Raw genomic sequence first — 24,073 nt, forward strand, 5'->3', positions numbered from 1 at the left:
AACGACGACCGACAGACTTGGCGGTCCGGACGACGAGGCAGCCGTTACAGGTCACGAGCCCATCCCGTCGCAGGAATGGCCGCCATCACCGGCGTGCAGTTGTGGGCAGCCCCGTTGCAGTTTCCGTTGCATTCCGCTGATGTCCGCACCCGTGCGCGCTCCGCCGGAAACCCCATTGGCCTGCAACGACGGCCATGGACGGACGCGTGTGGACTACCGCAAGAGCCAATATGAGCTCTCGTAATGCGTAGGTCTGGGTTCGATTCCCCAAGGCGGCTCCACTTTGACCAGGGCGTTCTCTTAAATGAGGGCGCCCTGAGCTGTTCCCCGGTTGCAATTCTGGTTGCAGTTCTTCCGCTGGCATTTGCGGGCGTTCTCGGTCCCCTGTTCGATGCCCCAAGCACTTGCCCTTCGCGGTGGCCGTTGGCAGGCCGTACGCGGGACGGATGCGCAGGTCCGCAGCGGTGCACGGGGGCGCTGCGGGGCGCGGAGCGGTACAGGGGGGTGGCCGGACGGAACCGGCCGGGTTCACTTGCCGTTACGTAGTGAGTGCGCCGACGGCCGCGAACAGGTAGAGGCAGCCGCCGAGCGACACCGCGACGCCGGCGACGGCGGGGAGCCAGACGGCCACTGCGGCGGCCGGCGACCAGCTGCGGGCGCGCCGGGCCAGCAGCCCGCCACCCTTGATCGTCACGACGCCGACGGCGGTCAGGGTGGCCGCCATGCCCACCCCGAACGCGATCACCAGCACGACGGCGTCCAGCGCTCGCCCGGTGAGCAGCCCGCTCACCAGCACGATGAAGGCCGACGGCGAAGGCAGCAGCCCGCCCGACAGGGCGAGCGCGACCAGCCCGCGCCGCGACCACGGATCGGTCGGCGACTGCGTCGCGACGTCGCCGTGCGCCTCGCCGGAAACCGGCGACTCCGGCCCTGCCCCGAGATGCCCGTGACCGTGCCCGTGTTCATGTCCCGGCCCGTGTCCGTGCCCGTGCCCATGCCCATGGCCTGTCCCGTTTCGCCGCTCGCGCAGGTGGCGGTAGACGAGGTGGGCGCCCACGCCGATCACGACCAGTCCGGCGAGCACCTGCAGCCAGGCGGTGATGCTCTTCGTGCCCAGGCCGGCGACGCCACTGAGCCCCACCCAGGCGACCGCCAGCACCAGCACCGAGAAGGTGTGCATGACCGCCACGATCACCCCGAGCCGCACCGCGTCCCGGTACCGGCCGTGGGTGCCGATCAGGTACGCCGCGGTGATGCTCTTACCGTGCCCGGGGGCCACCGCGTGCACCACGCCGACGCCCAGCGCCACCGCCAGGACCAGCCAGAACGCCACGCCGCCGTCGAACATCGCGATCAGGCGGTTGTCCGCCCCGCCCATCCCGTTCACGCCTGCCCGCCCTTGCGGCGCCGTACTCGCAGCAGCGCGAGGACTCCGATGATCGCGGCCGCGGCGGCGGTGCCGGCGGCGACGGTGGTCACGGCCGCGGTCGTGCCGCCGCCGGAGGCGGTGAAGCGCAGCCGGGTGGTCTGCTGCCGCGCGGTGTAGAGCGCCTGGGCCGGGGTGGCGGGCGTCTCGGCGGTGAGCATGGTCCGGTAGTTCTCGTTGAGGTCGGTGAGGGCGCTCACCGTGACGTCGAGGTCGACGGCCGGTCGGGGGCAGTCGAAGGCGAACCGGGCGCCCTGGGCGACCAGCCGCTCCAGCGACTCCAGCCGGCCGGGACACGGCGTGCCACCCTGCGCGACGGTGATCCGGCCGAGCAGGTAGTCCCGGACCGCCGCCGACCGCTGCAGCTTCTGCTCGCCGGTGAGAGCGGTGGACACCGGCCCGGTGGTTGGGTTCTCGAACGCGCCGAGCGACTGGCCGAGCGCGACCCAGTCGTCCTCGGCGGCCAGCCAGGCGATGGCCACGTGCGAGCCGTCGACGCTGATCCGCGCAGTGGACGGCGGGCCGAAGGGATGAGCGGCGGCCGGCGCCGCCGGCACGGCGGCCACCGCCGCCCCGGCGAGCAGCGCGCCCGCCAGACGGGTACGGAAGGTCACGGGATCTCCTGTCGAGCCGCCGGGCGGCTGGCCTGGGAGGGCGGCGCGCTACGCCGGCCCGGCCCGCGGGCGCAGGCCGCACCCCGGTACCTGTCCCGGAGGACCGGTACCGGGGCGGGCCCGCATCCGGTGGGGTTACTACTTGACCGTGATCACCGGGCTGGTGATCTTCTGGGTGGCGCTCTCCAGGTACACCCGGTAGGTGCTGTCCTTGTTGAGGTCGGCCGGCAGCTTGAAGCTGTAGCTCAGCTTGCCCAGCGCGTCGGCGGTCTGGGTGCCGACGTAGGTCCGGCTGTCGTAGTCGCGGTCGCCGTCGCCGGCGTTCGCGGACGTGCCCTTGGTACGGAGGAGGTAGACCTTCACCTTCTCCGCCGGGTCGTAGCCGAACGCGGTGGCGGTGAGCTGCTCACCCGGCTCGACACTGGTCTTGTCCACGGTGACCTGCTCGCCCGTGTTGCCGGTGCCGAGCTCGGTGACGGTGCGCTCACCCGCGTCGTTCTTGCGGATCAGGAAGCCGTCGTGGTGCTCGCCGTTGGCGTACCGGGCCTCGAAGCGGATCTGGTCCTTGTCGACGTCAATCATCTGGTAGAGCTGCGTGTTCTCGCTGGTGCTGATCACCTCGGCACCGTTGCCGGTCCAGTTCACGCCGCCGTTGAGCTCGTACATCTTGCCGCCGGAGACGGACACCACGTACGAGACGCCGTTGTGTGTGGTCGCGGACTGGCGGGCGGACTTCAGGTTGCCCCGGCCGTAGGAGTGGTCGTGGCCCTGCAGCACCAGGTCGACGCCGTACTTCTCGAACAGCGGGGCCCACTGGGCGCGGACCACCGGGTTGTTGCGGGTGCCGGTGTTGGAGTAGACGGGGTGGTGGAAGGTCACCACGGTCCACTTGTTCGGGTTGTCCTTGAGCAGGCCCTCCAGCCACGCGGTCTGCTTGGCCATCAGGTCCGGGATGGACTGCACGTTGCTGTTCAGGCCGATGAAGCGCACGCCCTGGTAGTCCACGTAGTACGCGGTCTTGGCGATGTTCGCGGCGGCCGGGTAGTCGGTCCAGGCCGGGCCGTTGTCCGGGTACGGGAACTGCGGAACCCAGAACGAGGACAGCGAGCTGCCGCTGTACTCGTGGTTACCGGTGATGGACAGGTTGTTGACCTGGCTGTCGATGAAGCCGCCGGCCTTGAACCACTGGCCCCACTGCTCCTCGCTGTTGGCGGAGTCGATGAGGTCACCGGCGTTGACGATCATCTTGGCCTGCGGCCGGTCGGCGAACGCCTGGCGGAACACCCGGGGGACGGCCGAGTCGATGAAGTTCTGCGCGTCGCCGTAGTAGATGAAGGAGAACGGCTGGAAACCGGCGGCGGCGGTGGTGAAGTCGTTCCACTCGCTCCAGTTGGTGCCGTCGCCGACGCGGTAGGTGTACCGGGTGGCGGGCTTGAGGCCGGCGAACTCCACCGTGTGGTACGTGGAGGCGTACCCGAGGGTGGTGTTGACCGGGGTGCTCGACTGCGCCTTCACGTTGGTGACGGCGCCGGCGGCGGGGGCGACCTCGCCCAGCGCGCGAGGCGACTCCAGGATCTCGGCCTGGGCGAACTCGGCGGTGGTCTCGGCGCGCCAGGTGACCTTCTGGGACGAGGAAGGCGTGGCGGTGGGGGTGAGGATGACCCGGTCGGGCATCGGGGTGGGCTTGTGGATCTCGGCGGCGGGGAACTTCGGCGGTGCGGCAGCGCCGAACGCCATCGGGCTGAAGGCCAGTCCGCCGACGAGCAGCGCGCTGGCGCCGATCACGGTCAGTTTGGCCTGCCGGGTCCGCAGGGACCAGGGTCGGGTGGCGTCACTCACGTCGAGCTTCACTCCTGAGGAAGTGGACTTCACCCACCGAGGGAGAACGGTGGATGTCCGAAATCCATGCAGAATCGGTTGGCCAAAGATCGGCCAGAACCTTGCCGCAAAGTGAACTGAACGATCTTCCCTGCACCGTTGTGAGCAACGTCACCCGAGGTCAAGCTGCGGAGCCGAGCCGTCATCCGGACTCTTTACGGCTGACACCCGGCGTTGAGGTGATATTTCACTTGATCCGTAATTCTGGGGGATCAGCATGATCGCCCGTCAGGACAGGTGTCGATGACCGTAGCCCGGCAGGCCGCCCGCCGGCCGTTCCGCCTTCTGGCGATGCTGCCGGCCGTGCTGGCGCTCGGCACGCTCTTCGTGGCCCCGGCCACGCCGGTCGTGCACAAGGGCGACGACTTCCTGACCCCGGAGACGACCGGAGTGCTCAACCTGGAGGCGGGCGAGTGCTTCACCGACCCGGAGTACTCCCCGGTGGCGGGCGAGGAGATCGTCCTCTACACGACCTGCGACCAGCACGCCGACAACCAGTCCTACGGCTTCACGCACGCCGACGACGGGCGCTACGACCGCGCCGCGCTGGCCGCGTTCGGCTGGAGCAGCTGCAAGCGGGGGTTCGTGCACTACTGGCCCGGTACGGCAGGGGCCGAGCTGGACTACTACCCGATCCTGCCGACCGCCGAGACCTGGGCGGACGGCGACCGCGACATCATGTGCGTGGTCTACGACCCCCGCGGCGAGCTGGCCGGCTCGATGCTGCCCCGGGCCTGACACCCGCTCTGCCGAACGCGACGCGTTGGGCCATGCCCTAGCTGTACGGCCAGAAACTGGCGACGACCGTGTTGGTGCGCACCGTCCAGTACGCCCCGGTGGTGGTCCTGTAGACAACCGTGGCGAAGACCTCGTCCGTATCGAAGCCGTCGTCCTCGTCCATCGCGCCTGAGTCCGCGTAAGCCACCGGCTGGTAGGAGCTCAGAATGTACTGATTGCCATACGGGCCGTCATCGCCGTACAGATGCCATTCCGCCGGTGCCAGGAAAGGCCCGCATGAGACCTCCACCTTGTACACCTGGTCGTACGTGTGGAGGCTGGTGACGGTCAGGCTGCACCTCGGCGCGGCCGCGGCCGGGCTCGCGGTCGCGACGGTCAGTCCCAGGCTCAGTGCGGCCAGCAACGCGACCGGCCCGGCGACTCTCTTAACTGCCCTGATCGGATTCATGGGCGAACTCCCTCTTGAACGGTGTTGTTATCTGAGAGGGCGTTCCATGCCGTTCCAAATCGAGTCGCGGCGGCACTCTTAGGAGAACGCTCCGTAGCAGGTGGCGATTGCGGTGGCGCGGTTGCGCAGGGAGGTGCGCAGCCACTGCGGGGCCAGGGCTTCCGCGTTCGTGGCGAGTTGCCACAGCGCCCATTCGGCGTGTCTCGGATCTTGGAAGGTCAATTCCAGCCGCAGCCAGCCGTCTGAGTCGGCTTCTTCGGCGCGGACGGCCAGGGCGGTGCTCACCAGGTCCTCCCGCCGTGCCGGGTCGACGCGTACCAGCACGGCGACTTGGTCGCCGCCGGTCCGGAACCGCGTGCTGCGTTCCTGCCAGGCCCGGTCCAGGTCGACCCGGTCTGGTCGCTGGGCGGGTTCGGCGAGTTCCTTGGCGGCCAGGACCCGGGACAGCCGGTAGGTGCGGTCCTCGCCGGACCTCGTGGCCAGCAAGTAGCCCTGGTCGCGTACGGTGACCAGGCCGATCGGGTCCACCGTGCGCCACTTCGGGGCCTGGTCCACAGCCGCGTAGTGGATCAGCAGCTTGTGCCCGGCGAGTACCGCGCGCCGGACCTCGGCCACCACGGCGTCAGGCACCTCCTCGGTGACCAGCCGACGCGAGAGGAGGTCGGTCTCCGGGTCGATGAGCAGTCGGTCGGCCGCGCCGGCCGCGGTGTCCCGATAGCTTTCTGGCAGCGCGTCGACCACCTTGAGCATCGCCGAAGCGAGCGCCGAGCCGAGGCCGAACGCCTGCGCGCCGTGCCGCGATCCGGCGATCAGCAGGGCAAGGGCCTCGTCGTGGTTCAGCCCGGTCAGTTCGGTACGGAAACCGGGCAACAACGCGAAACCTCCGTGCCGGCCGCGTTCGGCGTAGACCGGGACGCCGGCCGCGGACAGCGCCTCGATGTCGCGCAGCACGGTACGGGTGGATACCTCCAGCTCTCGGGCCAGCGCGACCGCGGACAGCCGACCGTGCCGCCGTAGCAGCAGCACCAGCGAGACCAACCGGTCGGCGCGCATACAAAAACAATACATGACAAAGGATGTCGTGATTTGCCGGGAGGCTTATCAACACGACATACCGGCATTTCGAATGGAGCTGATGTGGCAATAAAGCGAACGGTGGTCAACCCGTGAATGTGGTCGGTGGAGATGGGATACAACCAGGGCGAGATCGTCTCCGGGGAGACCCGGACCCTGTACTGCGCCGGGCAGACCGCGATGAGCGGCGACGGCAAGCCCCAGCATGCCGATGACATGGCGGCGCAGTTGGCGCTGAGCCTCGACAACCTGGAGGCCGTGCTCGCCGAGGCCGGCATGTCCCTCGCGAACCTCGTCCGGCTCAACGTCTACACCACCGACGTCGATCGGCTTTTCGAGCACTACGGGGTGCTGGCGTCGCGGCTGGGCGCCGCCGGGGCGGCGCCGTCCACCACGATGCTCGGGGTGACACGGCTGGCGATTCCCGACCTGATGGTCGAGCTTGAGGGGACCGCCGTCGCGTAAGGCGGCACGAATAGCAGGCAGGTGGGTGATTTCCGGTGCTCAAAATGGTGACGATCGGCGTCTACGGCTTCGGCGGCGAGTCCTTCCTGCAACGACTGCGGCACGCGGACGTCCACCTGCTGCTCGACGTACGCCAGCGCCGCGGCGTCCGCGGACCCGAGTACGCCTGGGCGAACTCACTCCGGCTCCAGGCGGCCCTCGCCCATGCCCGGATCGCGTACGAGCATCGTCCCGAGCTCGCCCCAACCACCGAGTTACGCCGGCTCCAATACGCCGAAGACGACCTCCAAGGGGTGGGCAAGCGCTCGCGCCGGGAACTCGCCGCCGAGTACACCCGCCGCTACACCACCGAGATCCTCGACCGCGCCGACCTCACGCCGATCGTGTCGGCGCTGCCGAGTACCGGAACCGCGGCGCTGCTCTGCGTCGAACTCGACGCCGAAGCCTGCCACCGCTCATTGATCGCCCAGCGGCTGACCGAACGACACGGCGTCACGATCGAGCACCTGCGCCCTAGGCCATGTGTCCAGATCGACGACCCTGGCGAGTGAACTCGAAGCCGGCCAGAGGGCGGACCGCGGCATCGAGCGCGATTGCCTGCGTAGGCGGCTCCACTCTGACCAGGGCTTTTGAAACGTTAGGTTGCCGTCTTCGCAGAAGCCGGGGCGACCCGATTGAGACACCTCGGCTTGTCCGCATCCGGACAATTTCGGAAGTAGACCTTCAGACCAAGGTAACAAGTAATAATTCTCAGGTGGGGGATACGGGTTCGGGTGACGCCTGGGACGCGCAACCCTTCGCGCATCTCGGCACGCGATTAGAACCGTTCTACCGGTCTATCCTGATGGTTTTCGTGCGGGCAAAAGATCGGTTTTTGGTCCATCTGCGTCCTGAGGACGTCGCGGCTGAACTCAGGCGAGATAACGACGAGGCCCTGGTTTCCGCACTTTACAGTCTTGTCGGCTGGGGAAATCTGCGAGCCGACGCCGACACCGGCCGGGTCACTACGGTGGAGGACTTTCATCGCAAGAGATATCTCTATCAGCTCACTCCCGAAGGATATGCCGCTGAGCAGGCTTTGGCTCTCTATCGGCAGTCGGTGGCGCAACGTGGCTCGCTGCAGTCGGTGGCACTCGCCGACATCGCCGATCAACTCGAGGCGCTCGCCCGTCTGGCCGGAGATGCCGATCCAGATCCAGGGCGGACGCATCTGCTTTTACTGGGGCTGGCCGATCGATTCACTTCGCTCGCTGGCAATGCTCAGGCGTTCATGGCGTCCTTACGCCGCGCGATCGACTTCTCCGATGGAGATGTCGAAAGTTTCATCGAATATAAAGAGCTTCTCATCGACTACATCGACCGGTTTATCGCTGATCTCGCGAACTACGGTTCTCGGATCGCGGTACTGCTGGACGAAATAGAAGGGCTCGGTCATGAACGGCTCCTGCGCATGGCGGCCCGGCGTGAGGCGGCTGATGCCGTCCCCGAGGGTGAGGATGCTTCCGCCGCCATGGACCGGGCCGAGCAGGCGTCATTCGAGGTGTGGGAGAACCGCTGGCGAGGTCTGAGCGGCTGGTTTGTCTCTACCCGTACGCGGAGCGCCCAGGCGAAGCTGCTGCGCCAGTCGGCGATCACCGCGATCAAGCAGTTGATCGACACTGTCGGTCTACTGAACGAGCGCAGGTCAGGACGATCGGACCGGTCAGCCGACTTCCGCACTTTGGCCCGCTGGTTCGCCGAAGCGCCCAACGACAACGCGGCGCACCGATTGTGGCGGATCGCGTTCGGGCTGAACTCGGCCCGCCATCTCACGGTCACCGGTGCGACTCTCGACGCCTGGCGTGAGGACGAGCCCGGATCGGCCACCCCCTGGGCAGCGGCCCCGCCCATCCGGATCTCACCTCAGCTGCGCAAGACCGGTTCGTACGAACGGCGAGGCAAGCCGAACAAGATCAGACGGCGCGGCGATGAGCGCCGATTTCTGCTGCAACAGGCCGAGCAAGAAGCTGCCGAGACCGCTGTGGCCCGGGCCCGGCTCTGCACCGACGGACCGGTTCGGCTTTCCGAGTTGGACGTGCTCGATCCCCGGCTGTTCCGGCTGTTCCTCGGCCTGCTCGGTGACGCACTGTCAGCTCGGCTGCCCGGCGAGAGCGAAGTCAAGACCGTCACAGCTGACGGCTCATTCGAGGTCAGACTGTCCCTCGTTCCCGATGGAGGAGATGTCCACATCGTCACCGAGGATGGAGTGCTCACCGGTCCGGAACATCTTGTGGAGATCACCAATCTCATGGGGGACCCGTGACCGAGGAGGAACGGGAACTGCGCAGAGCGGCGCTGCGCGCGCTGCTGGTCAAGCCGTTGCTGACCGCTGAACATGACGGCGAGGTACTGCTCAAGGTCCGGCGCTGCGAGCGTGAACTGCGTGACTGGCTGGCGCGTGAGACCGGCTGGCGGTTGCGCGTGGAGACGGGGGTCGCCCGCCTGTTCAAGATGGCGCCCGCCACGGCCGATGCCACCCACCCCGCCCGCGGGCGGGCCCGCGAGCCGTTCGGCCGACACCGTTATGTTCTGCTCTGCCTGGCCCTGGCCATACTAGAGCGCGCGGACGCCCAGACCACCCTAGGCCGCCTTGCTGACGACGTCCTGACCGCGGCGGCCGAGCCGGGCCTCGATTTCTCCTTCTCCCTGGAGACGCGCGCTGAGCGCGCCGACCTCGTGGCGGTCGTCCGGCTGTTGATCGACTGGGGTGTGCTGCGCCGGGTGGCGGGCGAAGAGGAGGCGTATCTCTCGGCATCTGGTGACGTTCTCTATGACGTGCGGCGTGAGGTCCTGTCCGCTCTGCTGACGGGCGCCCGCGGGCCGTCGACCATTGACGCGACCTCGTTGGAAGGCCGACTGTCCGAGCTGGTGACCGATCCGCAGCCCGACACCGACGATCTGCGGAATCAGGCCCTGCGACGTGCTCTCACCCGCAGGCTGCTGGAAGAACCCGTGGTCTACTACGCCCAGCTGAGCGAGGCGGAGCTCCTTTACCTCCACTCCCAGCGGCACGCGATCACGCGCCGAATTGAGGATGCGACAGGGCTGATCGCCGAGGTGAGAGTCGAAGGCATCGCCATGGTGGATCCGTACGACGAGCTGACCGACATCCGCATGCCGGAACAACGCACCGACGGCCATCTCACATTGCTCGTCGCCGAGTTTTTGGCCGCGAACGGCACGAAAACGCTTCCGGAACTGCACGCGTTCGTTCGGGAAGCGGCCGCCGAGCACCAGGCCTACTGGCGCAGAGGTGTCACCGACCTCGGCGCCGAATTCGAGTTGGTGACTGGGGCCATCGAGAGGCTGGTCGCACTGAACCTCGCCAACATCTCCGGCTCGACGGTCACCGCGTTGCCGGCGATCGCTCGCTATGCCCTGGACGAACCGACAATCAAGGACCGATGATGCCGCTGCCGCTGCCCGATTCCGAGCGCTGGAAGCCGTTGCGCGCTGGCCTCGTCGACATTTTTCACTATGACGCCGAGGAGTTCCGTTTTCACGACGGGCGGCTTCTCCTACGCGGCAACAACGGCACTGGGAAATCGAAGGTTCTCGCCTTGACGCTGCCATTCCTGCTGGACGGCGAGCTGTCGCCGCACCGGGTCGAACCCGATGGCGATCGTGGGAAACGGATGGAGTGGAACCTCCTTCTCGGTGGTCAGCACCCGCACCCCGAACGGCTCGGCTATTCCTGGCTGGAGTTCGGCCGCCGCGCCGCTGACGGCACCTTCGAGTACAAGACGATCGGCTGTGGGTTGAAAGCCGTGAAAGACCGCGGCATCACCAGGCACTGGTTCTTTATCACGGGGCAGCGGATCGGCGAGGAACTCTGGCTTGTGTCCGCAGGTGTCACCATCACGCGAGAGAAGCTCCGAGACGCTGTGGAGGAGCGAGGCGCCGTCTACGACCGGGCATCGGACTACCGCAGGGCGGTCGATGCCGCCTTGTTCGGGTTCGGCGAGCACCGCTACGAAGCACTGGTCAACCTTCTGATCCAGTTGCGCCAGCCGCAGTTGTCGAAGAAGCCGGACGAGAAACTGTTGTCGCGTGCTCTCACCGAAGCCCTGCCGCCGCTCAACTCGGCCCTCATCGGGACCGTCGCCGAGGCTTTCCGCGGCCTCGACGACGAACGTGATGCCCTGTATGGCCTCACCGAGGCGAGCCGCGCGGCCGATGATTTCCTCGTCCACTATCGCCGCTACGCCAAGATGGCCGCCAAGCGTAAAGCTGGGGTGTTGCGCCTGGCGCAGAGCCGCTATGAACACCTTGGCCGCGATCTCATCGGGGTCGAACAGGAGCTGTCGGCCGCGGCGTTGAAGCTTGCCGACGCCGAGCGCACGCTCACCGATCTCGATGATGAACGGACCCGGTTGGAGGCCCGCCAGACCGCCCTCAGGCAGAGCCCCGAGATGCGTGACGCACAGCGGCTTAAAGAGGTTCGCGAGGAAGCCCAGCGGCTGGTTCGATACTTGGAGGATCGGAAGAAGGACGAGGCCGAACACATTCGGCGCGTCAGTAAGGCCGAGCGCCGTGCGGGGGACCTGACCAAGCGGCGAGAGCACGCTGACCGTGATCTCACATCGGCTTTCGCCACTGCGCAGGAAGCCGCTGAACGCAGCGGATGCGCGTCCGATCATCAGGTCGCGATGAGCCGCTGGGAGAACGATCCTTCCGCTTTCCGGCGTGCCGCCCAGGACCTCGTCAGGCGTCGTGGCCAGGCTATCGAAGAGCTGGAAAGGAAATTCACGGGCGTGGATGCCGTACGGTCGCGCTGGCAGAAGGCCGACGATGAGGTGAGGCGGATCACTCGCGACCTCCAACAGGCCGTCGAGCGTATCGTGGCCGCCGATCGCGACGTGAGCGCGCGGGCGGAGGACCTCGCCGCCCGCTACGCCGCCTATCTGTCGAGTCTCACCGAGATGGTGCTTCCCGATCCCGACGCGGTTCTCGCCCATCTGGAGACATGGTCGATCAGCCCCTCGGACGCTAACCCGGCCGCTGCTCTCGTCGACGAGGCCGCAGGTGCAGCGACCGTCGCCCTCACCCGGGCCGACGCCGAGGTAGAGGGTGCCCAAGCTCTGCAACGGCGTCTGCGGGAGAGTCTCCGTGCCGAGATCAGCCGACTTGAATCCGGTGTGACGGACGCTCGTCCCATCCCGCACATCCGTCCGCCGGCGGTCCGGGACGGCCGCTCTGGTGCGCCATTGTGGCGGGTCGTGGACTTCGCCGATGCGCTCGCCCCTGATCGGAAGGCTGGTCTGGAGGCAGCACTTGAGGCGTCCGGGCTCATGGATGCATGGATCAATCCGGATGGGACGCTGCTCACCGTTGACGACACCTTTCTCCTGACCGGCCCATCGGCTGCGGGTCCGACCTGCGCCCAGGTGCTGCAACCGGCCGTCGATCGCGCTGATCCGGCTGCCGCCGCGCTCAGTGAGGCGATGATCCTCTCTGTCCTGAACAGAATCGGACTCGGTCCGGGGGCCGCCACCTGGGTCGCGGTGGACGGACGGTGGGCCAACGGTGTTGTCGGCGGCAGGTGGCACAAGGACGCCGCCGTCTATATCGGTGAAGGGGCCCGCGAAGCAGCGCGCCGGGAACGGCTCGTCGCCGTCCGCGCCGAACTCGCCATCGTGGAAGGCGCCATCGAAAGCTTGGCCGCAGACCGGGAACGGATAGCTAATCGGCTGCGTCGTCTGGCAGCCGAACGTCGAGGACTGCCTTCCGACACGTCGCTCCGTGAAAGCCATCTCCGGCTCGCCGGCGAGCACCGCCGTAGACGGGAACTCGATGCCGACCTGGCCACCGTTGCCGCTTCGGCCGAACGACTCCGTGTTGAGACCGACGCAGCGGTGGCCGCTGCGGCCGAGTTCGCCCACGATGTCGGCCTGCCCGCCGAACCCCTGGAACTGCCCGGAGTGAGAACCGCGCTCGCCGATTATCGACTGGCCCTGGCTGGCCTGTGGCCCACCATCTCCGCCGCGTTGACCGCTCGTGAGGCCGCCGCTGAAGCTCTCGGCGATCTGAGCGAGCTAAGTGAGCAGGCCGTCGAAGTCACTCTCAGGACAGAGGCGGCGCGCACCAACGCGACCAGCGCCGAAGAGACCTATCGGGCTCTGATGGAGACCGCCGGAGCAGGTGTCGATGAGCTTTACCGGCAACTGAGAGCTGTAGAGGGCGATCTGGCCCGCCGTACGAAGGCCGAGCACGAGACGCGTGCACGCAAACACGATGCGACCCTGGCCAGGGGGAGGGCGGAGGGCCGTCAGGGATCGCTTCAGCAAGAGATTCTCCAGGCGACCGGGGCCCGCGACGCTGCCGTCGAGGAGTTCCGGGGATTCGCCACCACCGGCGTTCTCACGCTTGCCCTGCCTGACGCGGAACCGCCCGATCCTTCGCAGCCCTGGACGCCGACCGCCGCCGTTCATCTCGCCCGCGCCGCCAATGCTGCTCTGGAGGGCGTCGATGACACCGATGCCCCTTGGGACCGCAGCCAGAAGAAGGTCGCCGAGGAGCACAAGATTCTTTCGGACGCGATGTCCCGGCACGGCCATTCCGTCGGCCTGATGCTCCGCGACGGGATCATGCTGGTGGACGTCGTCTTCCAGGGCCGGATCCGCGACATTCCGGAACTCGCCGCAGCCCTCACGGAAGAGACCCGGCACCGGGCCCGCGTGTTATCGGTCAGGGAACGGGAGATTTTGGAGAACCATCTCCTGAATGAGATCGCCGGCAACCTTCACGAGCTGATCACTGCAGGTGAGGAGGAGGTCGCCGCGATGAACGACGAGCTCACGGCCCGCCCCACCTCGACCGGGATGACGCTCCGGCTGGTGTGGCGGCTCGCCAAGCAGGCACCGGAAGGACTGGACCGGGTCCGCGCCAAACTCCGGCAGACCATCGACGCCTGGAGCGAGGGGGACCGCGCTATGGTCGGGGCGTTCCTTCAAGATCAGATCGCCCGTGAGCATAATGACAACCCTTCAGCCAGCTGGGTCGATCAGCTCACCCGTGCTCTGGACTACAGGTCGTGGCACGAGTTCGTCATTCAGCGCCTCCAGGACGGTCAATGGCGATCCGCCACCGGCCCGGCATCAGGCGGCGAGCGCGTGCTTGCCGCGTCCGTTCCGCTGTTCGCCGCGGCCTCTGCCTACTACAAGTCGGCCGGGAACCCGCATGCCCCCCGGCTGGTCGCACTCGACGAGGCGTTCGCCGGAGTGGACGACGACTCTCGCGCCAAATGCCTCGGCCTGCTCGCCACCTTCGACATGGACGTGGTCATGACCAGCGAACGCGAGTGGGGCTGCTACCCGCAGGTGCCGGGTCTGGCGATCTGCCAGCTCTCCCGACGTGACGGCATCGACGCGGTCCTGGTCACCCCATGGCAGTGGGACGGGCGCGAGCGGACTCGCACGCCTCGGCCGAACCCCTTTGTCATCCCTGAGCCTCCGGCACCGATGATTGAGGAGACTCTGTTCTCGTGACGGACGAGATGGTTGCGCCGGACGCGGACCGGTTGCGTCGGCTGATCGGTGGCGAAGCTCTGGCGTGGCTGGTCGAGCGGGCCCGTCAGCGCATCGCTAGGGACGCCTCCCTGACGGGAACCGTGACGCTGCCCGCCCCCACCCAAGAGCAGCGCCGTGCCCTAGCCGCGCTCCTCGGACGCAGACCCGCCACGGGTTCTTCGCTGACCGTCAACCTCCGTGACGTTGACGAGCTTCTCCGGAACACGGGGCACGGGGGTCTCGTCGCAGCAGTCACCGCTCTCTCTGGTCCCGTTGATTCGGTACCAGATGTGCGCCGACGTGCGGAAACCGCCTGGCGCAAGGCCTTCCGTCCACTCGATGAAGCCGTTGCGGGCCGTCCTGAGCTGGGGTCGTGGCGAGCCTGGCTGGATGCGACCGGCTTGCCTCGGCGTCTCGCTCCCGATCCGGCGGACGCGGCCGTTCTGCTCGGCAGGCTTGCGCTTGTGCTCGGCCGCCTACCTTCCCCGTCTATCCCCTTAGGCCGACTTGCCGCGGAAACATGTGGTGATGCCCATGCCCTCGATGACGAACGTCCGCTCGCCACCCTGGTGCTGTCGGCGATCCGGGCGCTGGCCGGACGGTCGTTCACTGCAGAGTCGTCCGCCGAAGCGCGTCGTGCCACCTGGGCATCGGCTGGTGTCCACCTCGACGAGCTCTCAAGCACCGTCCTGACTCTGGGGCTGGCGGCCGATCCCGCTACTCCGCTCGGCTCGGTCCTGGGCGCGCAGACGGCTGCAGGGGAACCGACCCGCCTGACGCTCCGCCAGCTTCGCCGGCACTCCACCCCGATCAAGGCCGCCCGGGTCCATTTGTGTGAGAATCCCGTAGTGGTCGCGGCGGCGGCCGACGATCTCGGGCCGGAATGCCCTCCGCTGGTCTGCGTAAGTGGTCGGCCCACGGCTGCGGTCTGGCGCCTGCTCACCCTGCTGAGCGACGGCGGTGCCACATTTCTCTACCACGGCGACTTCGACTGGGGCGGCGTCGGTATCGCCGCGTCTGTTCACGCCCGTTTTGGCTTCATCCCATGGCGGTACACCGCCGCCGACTACCTGGCCGCCCCCTCTGGACGCCGTCTCCGTGGCCGTCCAGGCCCGACCCCGTGGGATCCGTCTCTGAGCGCTGCCATGATCAGCCGTACCCTCTGTGTCGAGGAGGAACTCCTGCTCGCCGTTCTTCTCGCTGACCTGTCGAAGAGCTGAGGGGTCGTGAAAGACCCTGATGATACGTTGGATTCAGCATTATCGATCATCGGCTTCCGAGGAGTGTCTGCGCGTTGGCACGGCGGCTGTCAGAAATCAGTATCGAGGGATTCACCTCGATCCAGTCTGCCACCGTAGAGCTCGGCTCCTTGAACGTGCTTGTCGGCGCAAACGGTGCGGGCAAGAGCAACTTCGTCAGGGCTCTAGAGCTGCTCGGGTACCTTGCGGATGGTGAACTCGGGCTGTTCGTCGGGTTGTCGGGTGGGTCGTCCGCGCTGCTACATGACGAGCCGGGGAGCACCGCCCGGATCGTCCTGGGTCTTCGGGATGGGCCGAATTTCTACACCGCGGTGCTGCGACCGGGCGCACGCGACGATCTGATCTTCGATCGAGAGCTCGTCGGTGATGAAGGATTTCTCGGCCCTCTGGGACGAGGGCACCGGGAAAGTCTTCTTGATGAGCAAACTGGGAACGACCGTCAATCACGGATCGCCCGTCATATAGCCGAGATCATGGACGGTTGTCGTGTCTACCACTTTCATGACACGAGCCGTACGGCACCGGTGAAACGCAACGCGTTCATTTCCGACAGCGAAGCCTTGCATGCGGACGCCGCAAATCTGGCCCCCTTTCTGCGGCGGATGAGAGAGAGCCATCCCGCGCACTATCGGCGGGTCATCAGTTCGGTGAAGCAGGTGGCACCGTTCTTCCGGGAGTTCGTACTGGAACCGGAAGCGGCATCCGACCGGATCAGCCTCCGGTGGCGGCAAGAGACGTCGGAGACGGTTTTTCCCGCCAACGCCTTCTCTGACGGCACTTTGAGGTTCATCTGCCTGTCAGCGCTGCTACTGCAGCCGGAGCTTCCCGCGCTGGTCATACTGGACGAGCCGGAGCTTGGGCTCCACCCGTTCGCGATCGTGCAGCTTGCAGAAATGCTGCGGAACGCGAGCAAGAAGAGCCAGGTTCTCATCGCCACTCAGTCGGTGACCCTGATGAACTGCTTCTCGGTCGGTGACCTGATCGTCGTCGAACGCGCGGAGGGCGCATCTGTCTTCCGGCGCCCTGACCCAGAACGGCTCGAAGCCTGGCTGGACGACTACGGGCTGGGTGAGCTCTGGGAGAAGAACCTGCTCGGCGGACGGCCGGGACCGGAGCGGCTCTAGCCGATGAAACGGGTCCACATACTGGTGGAAGGTCAGACCGAGGAGGTCATCGCCACCCAGATCCTGCGCCCCTACTACGCCGAGCGGAACGTGCACCTGTCATGCTCCCTGCTAGCGACGAAGCGTTCGGCGCGCGGTCCTGATCACAAAGGCGGGGTCACTTCTTGGGAACGCATGCGCGGCGACATCGTCCGGCTGCTGAACGACAGTTCGTTGACCGCGCTGACGACCCTGATCGATTACTACGCGTTTCCCTCCGACGCACCCGGAATGGCGGATCGGCCCCCGAATGGCACGTCGCTCGACCGCGTCCGGCATGTGGAGTGTGCGCTGGCCGAGGCCATTGACAATCGGCGGTTCATCCCGCATCTCGTGCTGCACGAGACCGAGGCCTGGGTTCTGGCCGATTGCGATCGGCTGGCGGAGGTGATGGGCGGCCCATGCCACGCCCTGGCCGGGCAGGTCGCACTTGTGGGCGGCCCGGAGCTGGTCAACGACCATCCCACGACGGCGCCGTCCAAACGTATTGCCGCGACTTATCAGGAGTATCGAAAGACGGTTGACGGGCCGATGGTCGTCGATGCGCTCGGTGTAGAGGGTGTCCGGGCCCGCTGTCCCCATGCTGACGAACGTCTCACTGCCCTCGATCGGCTTCTTGGTATCTGAGGGAGTCGATCGAGGCTGCTGGGTTCGGGAAGCCGTCGACGGAACAACCGGAACCCGTCATCCGCTCTTTGTTCGGTACGGCCTGCGGGGCGTCCGCCGACCCTTCTACGGTCAATCGAGGGCCAGTAGACTCGGTGCACACTGCGGGTCCGATACGGGTCGCAAGCGGACAATCGATAAGCCCATCCGGGAGTCCACAGACGTGACTGGGCCAGTCCATCCCATTCGGCCCGATGGCGAAGGTCCGCCAGCCGACGCCGGTTCGCTGCGCCTGCAGATCCTCGGTCCGTTGCGGCTGTGGCGCGACGGCGTCGAGCTGGACGCCGGCCCCCGGCAGCAGGCGCAACTGTTGGCCCTGCTCCTGGCGCGCGTGGGCCACCCGGTCAGCACGAGAGAACTGATCGACCTGATCTGGGCCGACGACGCCCCCGCGAGCGCGCTCAACATCATCCAGAAGTACGTCGGGGCCTTGCGGCGGGTACTCGAACCCGCGGTCCCCGCCCGGGCGGCCGGTGCGTACCTGCACCGGCGCGGCAACGCGTACGTGTTCAGCGCCGGCCCCGGCACGCTGGATCTCGTCACGTTCCGGGAACTCCTCGAAGCCGCGCAGGCCGCTCTCGCCCGGCAAGCTCCGGAGGTGGCACTCGACCACTACGTCAAGGCGCTCGGCCTCTGGCAGGGCCCCGCGGGGGACGGACTTTCCTACGAAACGCCCGCGATGCCGATCCTGGCCGCCCTCGACGACGAGTTTCACGTCGCCTGTGTGGCGGCGGCCGAACTGGCCGTGTCGTTGCATCGACCGGAGCGGGTGATCCCGCCGTTGCAGCTGGCCGCGTCGACGGCACTGTTCCACGAACCCGTACATGCCGGCCTTGTCAATGCGCTCGGTGCCGCTGGACGGCAGGCGGAGGCGCTGTCGGCGTTTCACGCGGTCCGTGACCGCCTCGCCGAGGAGCTCGGCATCGACCCCGGCCCGGCGTTGCAGGCCGCGCACCTGCGCGTGCTGACGCAGACCCCGAGGCCGCCGGTGGTGACGGGTGACCTCGCGCCAGGGACGCAGGCGGCCGGACTGGTCGGCCGGGGCGAGGAACTCGGCGTGTTGTGGCAGGTCATCGAGGCGGCGCTCACCGGCCGGTCCGGGCTCGGCGTCGTCGAAGGCGAACCGGGCGCGGGCAAGACGCGCCTGCTGGAAGAGGCCGCCGCCGTCGCGGACCGGCGTGGCGCGCTCGTCGTCTGGGCTTCCTGCCTGGAAGGCGACGGAACACCGTCGATGTGGCCATGGGAGCAGGCGCTCACCACTGTCCTCGACAACCTGCCCGCGTTGGCGCGCGAGAAATGGCTGGCGAGCGAACTCGGTCGCCTCCTCGAATCCCGGGACGACGACGCCGCGCCGCCGATTTCCGGCGGGCGCGCTCAGTTCCGCCTGTTCGAGCTGGTCGTCACCTTCATCGCCCAGGCCGCGGCAGAACGGCCGTTGCTGCTCGTCATGGACGACCTTCAATGGATCGACGCCACCTCGCTCCAGCTGTTCGGCCACCTGACGGGCCGGCTGCCCACCGGCATCGCGATCATCGGCGCCCTTCGCGACCGCGCGCCCACACCCGGCTCCGACCTCTCGCGGGTCCTGGCCGCCGCCAGCCGGCTGCCCAGCCACCGCAGGATCCAGCTCGGCCCGCTCAGCCTGACCGACGTGGCCGAACTCATCCGCCGCGAGACCGGCCACGAACCCGGTGCGGACATCGCCCGGAACATCCACGTTCGTACCGCCGGTAATCCGTTCTTCGTCCGCGAGCTTTCGCGGCTCCTCAGTGACCGCGGCGCGCTCGGCGACGGCGACGCGACGGCCCGGGCCGGGGTGCCGTCCACCGTGCGGGACGTCGTACGCGATCGCATGGCGGGTCTCGACGACCGCGCTCGCCACCTGCTGCGGGTCGCCGCGCTGATCGGCCGCGACGTGGACCTCGGCCTGCTCGCCCGCGCCGCCGGTGTGGACGTCGCGGAATGCCTCGAATGCCTCGAACCGCTGCGTGCGCTCGGCCTGCTCGAAACGGCGCCGGAAGACCCGTTCTCGTGGCGTTTCGCGCATGACCTGGTCCGCGAATCGATCACGGAGACGACGGAGCAGCTGCGGGCCGTCCGGCTGCACCTGCGTGTCGCGGACGCGCTCGAAGAAAGCCAGGCCGACGACGAGTCCGTCACCGAACGTCTCGCTTTCCACCTGTGTGCCGCCGGTCCCCTCGCCGATCCGGTCCGTACCGTGGAGGCGCTGAAACGCGCGGGTCGCCGTGCGACGACCAAGCTCGCGTTCCCCGCCGCCGATCGGCACCTGGAAACGGCCGCCCAGATCGCGCGGACCGCCGGGCTCCCGGAACTCGAGCTCTCCGCCCTCTCGCTCCTCGCCATCGCCCCGCGCCGGCAGGCGGGGTTCGGCGGCACGACGTTCGATCTGCTGGAACGTGCGGAACACCTGGCCCGCCAGCTCGGCCGGGAGGTCGAGGCCGCCGGCCTCCTCTTCGCCCGCCTGTTCGGGGCCTACACCTTCCTGGAGTGGGACCGCCTCCGCCTGGTCCGCCGCCTGTACGAGCAAGGCGAGGAGTCCTCCGATCCGGTCCTCCGCGTGTACGGCAGGCAAGCCTGGGGCCTGCACCAGTGGGACATCGGCAACATCGGCGAGGCGTACCGGTTCTTCAACGCGAACAACCCCGCCCTGCTCGAAGGCGTGGTCTCCGCGCACAGCGAGACCCCGATCCGGCGTGACGTCTCGGGTGAGTGGCCCGGCTGGCGGGCCGTCCTGACGGCGATGCACGGTGACGTCGAGCGGGCGGAAACCATGATCGACAAGTGGAACGGCCCCGACGACTCGTACGCGGTCGCGACCTGGGCCTACTACACCACGATCATCGCGTCGATGGCCGGTGACGCGGGCTCGGTGATACGCACGATCGACCGGTGGATCGCCGTGGGCACCGGCCGCGCCGCCGTCCAGCAGGAGCACTACATCCGGCTGAACTGGTACTGGGCTCAGGCCCTCGCCGGTGACGACCCGGCCGGTATCGCGGCGGAGGCCGAACAGCTTTTGGCCGGGACGCTGGTCGATCCGCCGCGGTGGGGCGTCGCGTACCACCACGGGCTGGTCGCCGAGATGTGGCTGGCCGCCGGGAGGCCGGACAAGGCGGGCATCGCCCTGGACAAAGCGGGCCACGCCCTGGAGGCGTACGGCCAGCGTTACGCCGAAGGGCTTGTCCTGCTGCTGCGGGCGCGTCTGCTCCACGCCCGCGGTGAACCCGGCGAAGTCGTACGAGCCGCTGCCGAGAGGGCCCGCGACCGGTCCAGCGAGTGCGAGTCCCACCTGTTCGCCCGGCGTGCTGAGAGGTTCCTCGCCGAGCTTTGACTCTACGGCTCAGCCTTCGGTGATCATGACGCTGGTTCGACGGGTGATCAACCAGCCGAACGCGGTCGCCGTGCAGAACATGACGATGCCGTAGACCGCGCCCGGGATGGCGATCTCGGCGCTGTTCAGCAGGGCCGGGCTCAGCGCGATGGTGATGGCGAGCGCGGTGTTGTGGATGCCGATCTCGAACCCGGCCGCGGTGGCCGCGCGGTGGTCGACGCCGGTCAGGCGCGGGACGCCGTACCCGACCAGCATGCTCACGATGTTGAAAGTCAGTGCGGCCAGTCCGACCGAGACGAAGTAGTCGACGAGGTTGTCCCGCTCCCCGTACAGCACGGCGGTGATGACCACGAGCAGGACCACGACGGACAGCACCCGGACGGGGAGGTTGAGCCGCCGCGCCACCTGCGGCGCCCACGCGCGCAGGAGCATCCCGATCGCGACCGGCACGAGCACCATCACGAAGATCTGCTGGATCTTGTCGAACTGCAGCCCGAGGGAGGCTCCACCGGGGAGGAGGTACGCGGCGGAGAGGTTGACCAGGACCGGCAGGGTGGCCACGGCCAGCACCGAGTTGATCGCGGTGAGCGTGACGTTCAGCGCGACGTTCCCGCCGAACAGGTGGCTGAACAGGTTGGCCGTGGGGCCGCCGGGCGCCGCCGCGACCACCATCAGCCCGACCGCCAGCTCCGGCGGGAGCCGGAAGGCGAGCACCAGGCCGAAGCAGATCGCCGGCAGCAGCACGGTCTGGCACAGCAGCGCGACCAGGACCGCCTTCGGATACTGGCCCACCCGGCGGAAGTCGTCCAGGGTGAGACTGAGGCCGAGGCCGAGCATGACGATGCCGAGGGCGTAGGGCAGGCTGCCAAGGACCAGCGGGGAATCCATGGCGGACATTCTCGGACATTCTGACGATTCCGGCAGCCTGTGGGCGGCAAGGTGCCGCCGTTCCAGGGCACTCGCCGGGCAATTGATCGCGGCCAGGTCGGCCGCGTCCGGGTTTCGGGATGTGCCCGGGCCGAGTTCCACCACGCTGGGGAACCGGTCCGGAGCGCCCATGGCCTAATGTTCGGTATTCGTTTTGGGCGGTGAATAGACGCCCCAGTAGTGGAAGGCGAGTCCGATGCCCCAGAAGACTATGGACCACATGGGCCAGAAGAAGTGTTCCGGGTCGTAGAGCCACCACACGATGACCTGGGCCACATTGGCCAGGACGTAGGAGAGCAGGTGGACCCGCAGGCCCCATTTCTTGGCGCTTTCGCTTTTCGTTGATCTCATGCCATAAAGCTAAATCGGCGTACTGGACGGGGAGTGAATCCGCTCGTTCAGTCATCGTCAAGTGCCCGGGTTGAACAATGGCGCGAAACAACCCGTTGAAAGGTGCACATCATGACGACTCGCCGAGCAGTGCTGGCCGGATCCGCCGCGGTCGCGGCCGGCGCCCTTGTGGGAACGTCCGAGGCGCAGGCGCGTCCCCGGCCGGAGGCCAAGCCCAAACCCACGGTGGTACTCGTGCACGGCGCCTTCGCCGACGCCTCCGGCTGGAACGACGTCGCCGCCAAACTGATCCGCGACGATTATCCGGTCATCGCCCCCGCGAACCCACTCCGCGGCGTGGACACCGACTCCGCCTACCTGGCGAGCATTCTCGCCACCCTGAGCGGTCCGATCATCGTGGCCGCGCACTCGTATGGCGGAATCGTCGTCACCAATGCCGCGACCGGCAACGCGAACGTGAAAGCGCTGGTGTACGTGGCCGCTTTCGCCCCCGACAAAGGAGAATCCCTGCTGGACCTTCAGACGAAATTCCCGGGCAGCAGACTCAACGAGGCGGCGCTGGATTTCCGTCCGTACGGTGAGGGTCTCGTGGACGGATACATCAAGAAGGAGTTCTTCCGCGACGTCTTCGCGGGCGACGTGCCGAAGGCGGCCACGGACCTGATGCACGCCGGTCAGCGGCCCGCCGACGCGCGTACGCTCGGCGCGCCGTCCGGTGCCCCGGCGTGGAAGACCATTCCTTCCTACTACCTGGTCGCCAAGCACGATCAGGTGCTGCCCGCCGCGGCGCAACGATTCATGGCGCAGCGGGCGGGGTCGCAGATCCGTGAGGTCGCCGCCTCGCATGTCGCGATGATCTCGCAGCCCATCGTGGCGGCCGACCTCATCAAGCGCGCCGCGCGCTGACGGACAGCGCTCCGGCGATGAAAAGACAGGCCCTCCACGATCTCGTGGAGGGCCTGTCCGACGGTTAGGACCCGTAGAGGTCCGTCTCGGTCAGGGCCGGGCGGCCGTGGTCGGAGCGTCCCAGGCGGGCCGCGGAACCGAACATGGGTCCACGAGCACGCTGGATCCCGGCGAACCGGCCGAACCCGATCGGCCTGGGCACGTCGTCGTAGACGGCCTCCATGCCACCTTTGGCCGAGTACGTCTCGTGCCAGAAACCGGTGCCGCCCGAGTCCCGCAGGAAGTCCAGCCACCACTCCCGATGCGGCTCGGACCGGGCGAAGGCGAGCAATGACGGCAGGTCCCGCCAGTACTGGCGCATCCCCATGTTCATCGGGAAGAACGAGTAGTACACGGGCTCGTGCAGCAGCAGCCCGTCCGGCTTGCCCGCGACCGATTCACTGATCTTCCGGCCGAAGCTGAAGAAGGTCCGGATGCCGTACAGGCGATTCACCCGCATGCCGAGGTACAGGACCATGAGGTCGGGGTAGGCGGACAGGTCGACGGTCTGCCGGTTCACGCGAGTCGGCATTCAACGCTCCTTATGACTCGGGTCATGGGCTGGGCCTCCGGCTTGAGCTCCCCAGCAGCCTCAACGTACAAATGCGAACTTGACTGGCACTGAACGACGAGCCGGGAGTAGTGAACGGCGACTTCCCCGTCGGCTGGGTACGAGCGAGCTGGTCCGGGCGGCGGCGGGACATTTCGGATCGAGGATCCGAACAGGCCTGGTTCTGGGGCCGAACAGAGGAAAGTTTCAGGGGTTATCTGGATATCCGCGCAGCTCAGAGACCCAAATCATGCTTCGATGTCCGAAATGTTTCGCAAGATTATTGACATGTTTCGTTACATTTCTCACACTAAGACCTCGATCGCGTAACTCCGCGGCCGGGCTGTTCAGTGCGATCGGAACAGCCTCTCCGCGGCTCACGAGCAGTCCCTTGCTGATCGATGTTCCAGTGGAGGAACAGGCATGATCGACAATGCCGTCCCGGACGGCGGACGCCGCAAGCGCCCGTCAGGTTTCCGAAATGCTCTCATCATTGGCACCGTGGGCGTCCTCAGCGCCGGTATGGCCGTAGTGGGCTTGTCCGCCCCGGCCAATGCCGCGAGCACGCTGGGCGCCTCGGCCGCGCAGAGCAACCGGTACTTCGGTACCGCGATCAACGCGGGCAAGCTCAACGACTCGCAGTACACCTCGATCGCCAACGCCGAGTTCA

19 protein-coding genes and 1 pseudogene are annotated in these 24,073 nt (G+C 67.4%); 12 read left to right on the forward strand and 8 right to left on the reverse strand.

Translation table 11 applies throughout. The features are described 5' to 3' along the window. Window positions 1-538 precede the first annotated feature (538 nt). From Aph01nite_RS36515 to Aph01nite_RS36525, 3 genes are all read right to left on the reverse strand, one after another. Window positions 539-1,378, reverse strand: coding sequence for a nickel/cobalt transporter (locus Aph01nite_RS36515; RefSeq protein ID WP_239162256.1), 840 nt, complete (start codon window positions 1,376-1,378; stop codon window positions 539-541). Between the two features lie 5 nt (window positions 1,379-1,383). Then, a complete protein-coding gene (locus Aph01nite_RS36520) occupies window positions 1,384-2,040 on the reverse strand; it encodes a hypothetical protein (protein WP_204045644.1) in 657 nt (218 codons plus the stop codon). Between the two features lie 138 nt (window positions 2,041-2,178). After that, on the reverse strand, window positions 2,179-3,879 hold the full coding sequence (locus tag Aph01nite_RS36525; protein WP_204045645.1) for a purple acid phosphatase family protein: 1,701 nt from the start codon (window positions 3,877-3,879) through the stop codon (window positions 2,179-2,181). Between the two features lie 282 nt (window positions 3,880-4,161). Between Aph01nite_RS36525 and Aph01nite_RS36530 the strand changes: the two genes are divergently transcribed. Further along, on the forward strand, window positions 4,162-4,656 hold the full coding sequence (locus tag Aph01nite_RS36530; RefSeq protein WP_204045646.1) for a hypothetical protein: 495 nt from the start codon (window positions 4,162-4,164) through the stop codon (window positions 4,654-4,656). Window positions 4,657-4,693: 37 nt separating this feature from the next. Here the strand turns inward: Aph01nite_RS36530 and Aph01nite_RS36535 are convergent, their stop codons facing one another. Beyond that, on the reverse strand, window positions 4,694-5,104 hold the full coding sequence (locus tag Aph01nite_RS36535) for a hypothetical protein (protein ID WP_204045647.1): 411 nt from the start codon (window positions 5,102-5,104) through the stop codon (window positions 4,694-4,696). A gap of 78 nt (window positions 5,105-5,182) precedes the next feature. Then, a complete protein-coding gene (locus Aph01nite_RS36540; protein WP_204045648.1) occupies window positions 5,183-6,157 on the reverse strand; it encodes a helix-turn-helix transcriptional regulator in 975 nt (324 codons plus the stop codon). A 117-nt stretch (window positions 6,158-6,274) separates the two neighbouring features. Here Aph01nite_RS36540 and Aph01nite_RS36545 point away from each other — a divergent pair, with 117 nt between their 5' ends. From Aph01nite_RS36545 to Aph01nite_RS36585, 9 genes are all read left to right on the forward strand, one after another. After that, a complete protein-coding gene (locus tag Aph01nite_RS36545) occupies window positions 6,275-6,643 on the forward strand; it encodes a RidA family protein (protein ID WP_239162253.1) in 369 nt (122 codons plus the stop codon). Between the two features lie 44 nt (window positions 6,644-6,687). Next, on the forward strand, window positions 6,688-7,194 hold the full coding sequence (locus tag Aph01nite_RS36550; protein WP_239162257.1) for a DUF488 domain-containing protein: 507 nt from the start codon (window positions 6,688-6,690) through the stop codon (window positions 7,192-7,194). A 203-nt stretch (window positions 7,195-7,397) separates the two neighbouring features. Next, on the forward strand, window positions 7,398-8,945 hold the full coding sequence (locus Aph01nite_RS36555; protein WP_239162254.1) for a TIGR02677 family protein: 1,548 nt from the start codon (window positions 7,398-7,400) through the stop codon (window positions 8,943-8,945). Continuing rightward, window positions 8,942-10,090 carry a TIGR02678 family protein gene (locus Aph01nite_RS36560; protein ID WP_204045652.1) on the forward strand — a complete coding sequence of 383 codons (1,149 nt, stop codon included), beginning with the start codon at window positions 8,942-8,944 and terminating at the stop codon, window positions 10,088-10,090. Before Aph01nite_RS36555 ends, Aph01nite_RS36560 begins: the two co-directional genes overlap by 4 nt. Next, window positions 10,090-14,169: a TIGR02680 family protein gene (locus tag Aph01nite_RS36565; RefSeq protein ID WP_204045653.1), complete on the forward strand. Its 4,080-nt coding sequence runs from the start codon at window positions 10,090-10,092 to the stop codon at window positions 14,167-14,169. Before Aph01nite_RS36560 ends, Aph01nite_RS36565 begins: the two co-directional genes overlap by 1 nt. Further along, window positions 14,166-15,410 (forward strand): TIGR02679 family protein, encoded by a 1,245-nt coding sequence (locus Aph01nite_RS36570; protein ID WP_239162255.1) that lies wholly within the window; start codon window positions 14,166-14,168, stop codon window positions 15,408-15,410. The genes Aph01nite_RS36565 and Aph01nite_RS36570 overlap by 4 nt, the downstream gene beginning before the upstream one ends. A 74-nt stretch (window positions 15,411-15,484) precedes the next feature. Continuing rightward, complete coding sequence (locus tag Aph01nite_RS36575) at window positions 15,485-16,573, forward strand: AAA family ATPase (protein WP_204045654.1); 1,089 nt, start codon at window positions 15,485-15,487, stop codon at window positions 16,571-16,573. 3 nt (window positions 16,574-16,576) lie between these two features. Next, window positions 16,577-17,239 carry a DUF4276 family protein gene (locus Aph01nite_RS36580; RefSeq protein WP_204045655.1) on the forward strand — a complete coding sequence of 221 codons (663 nt, stop codon included), beginning with the start codon at window positions 16,577-16,579 and terminating at the stop codon, window positions 17,237-17,239. A 289-nt stretch (window positions 17,240-17,528) separates the two neighbouring features. Beyond that, window positions 17,529-20,630, forward strand: a complete 3,102-nt coding sequence (locus tag Aph01nite_RS36585; protein ID WP_204045656.1) for an ATP-binding protein — start codon at window positions 17,529-17,531, stop codon at window positions 20,628-20,630. A 9-nt stretch (window positions 20,631-20,639) separates the two neighbouring features. Here the strand turns inward: Aph01nite_RS36585 and Aph01nite_RS36590 are convergent, their stop codons facing one another. Both Aph01nite_RS36590 and Aph01nite_RS36595 read right to left on the reverse strand, forming a co-directional pair. Then, a complete protein-coding gene (locus tag Aph01nite_RS36590; RefSeq protein ID WP_204045657.1) occupies window positions 20,640-21,518 on the reverse strand; it encodes a bile acid:sodium symporter family protein in 879 nt (292 codons plus the stop codon). A 174-nt stretch (window positions 21,519-21,692) separates the two neighbouring features. Then, window positions 21,693-21,908, reverse strand: coding sequence for a 2TM domain-containing protein (locus Aph01nite_RS36595; protein WP_204045658.1), 216 nt, complete (start codon window positions 21,906-21,908; stop codon window positions 21,693-21,695). 111 nt (window positions 21,909-22,019) lie between these two features. Between Aph01nite_RS36595 and Aph01nite_RS36600 the strand changes: the two genes are divergently transcribed. Then, entirely contained in the window at window positions 22,020-22,814 is a 795-nt protein-coding gene (locus tag Aph01nite_RS36600; RefSeq protein WP_204045659.1) for an alpha/beta fold hydrolase, read from the forward strand. A 64-nt stretch (window positions 22,815-22,878) separates the two neighbouring features. Here Aph01nite_RS36600 and Aph01nite_RS36605 read toward each other — a convergent pair whose 3' ends face one another. After that, on the reverse strand, window positions 22,879-23,385 hold the full coding sequence (locus tag Aph01nite_RS36605; RefSeq protein WP_204045660.1) for a monooxygenase family protein: 507 nt from the start codon (window positions 23,383-23,385) through the stop codon (window positions 22,879-22,881). Between the two features lie 441 nt (window positions 23,386-23,826). On the opposite strand from Aph01nite_RS36605, the pseudogene Aph01nite_RS36610 reads away from it, so the two are divergent. After that, window positions 23,827-24,073, forward strand: a pseudogene (locus tag Aph01nite_RS36610) (endo-1,4-beta-xylanase); the annotation flags it as partial.

This window comes from Acrocarpospora phusangensis (assembly GCF_016862995.1).
In the GTDB taxonomy this organism is placed as follows: Bacteria; Actinomycetota; Actinomycetes; order Streptosporangiales; family Streptosporangiaceae; genus Acrocarpospora; species Acrocarpospora phusangensis.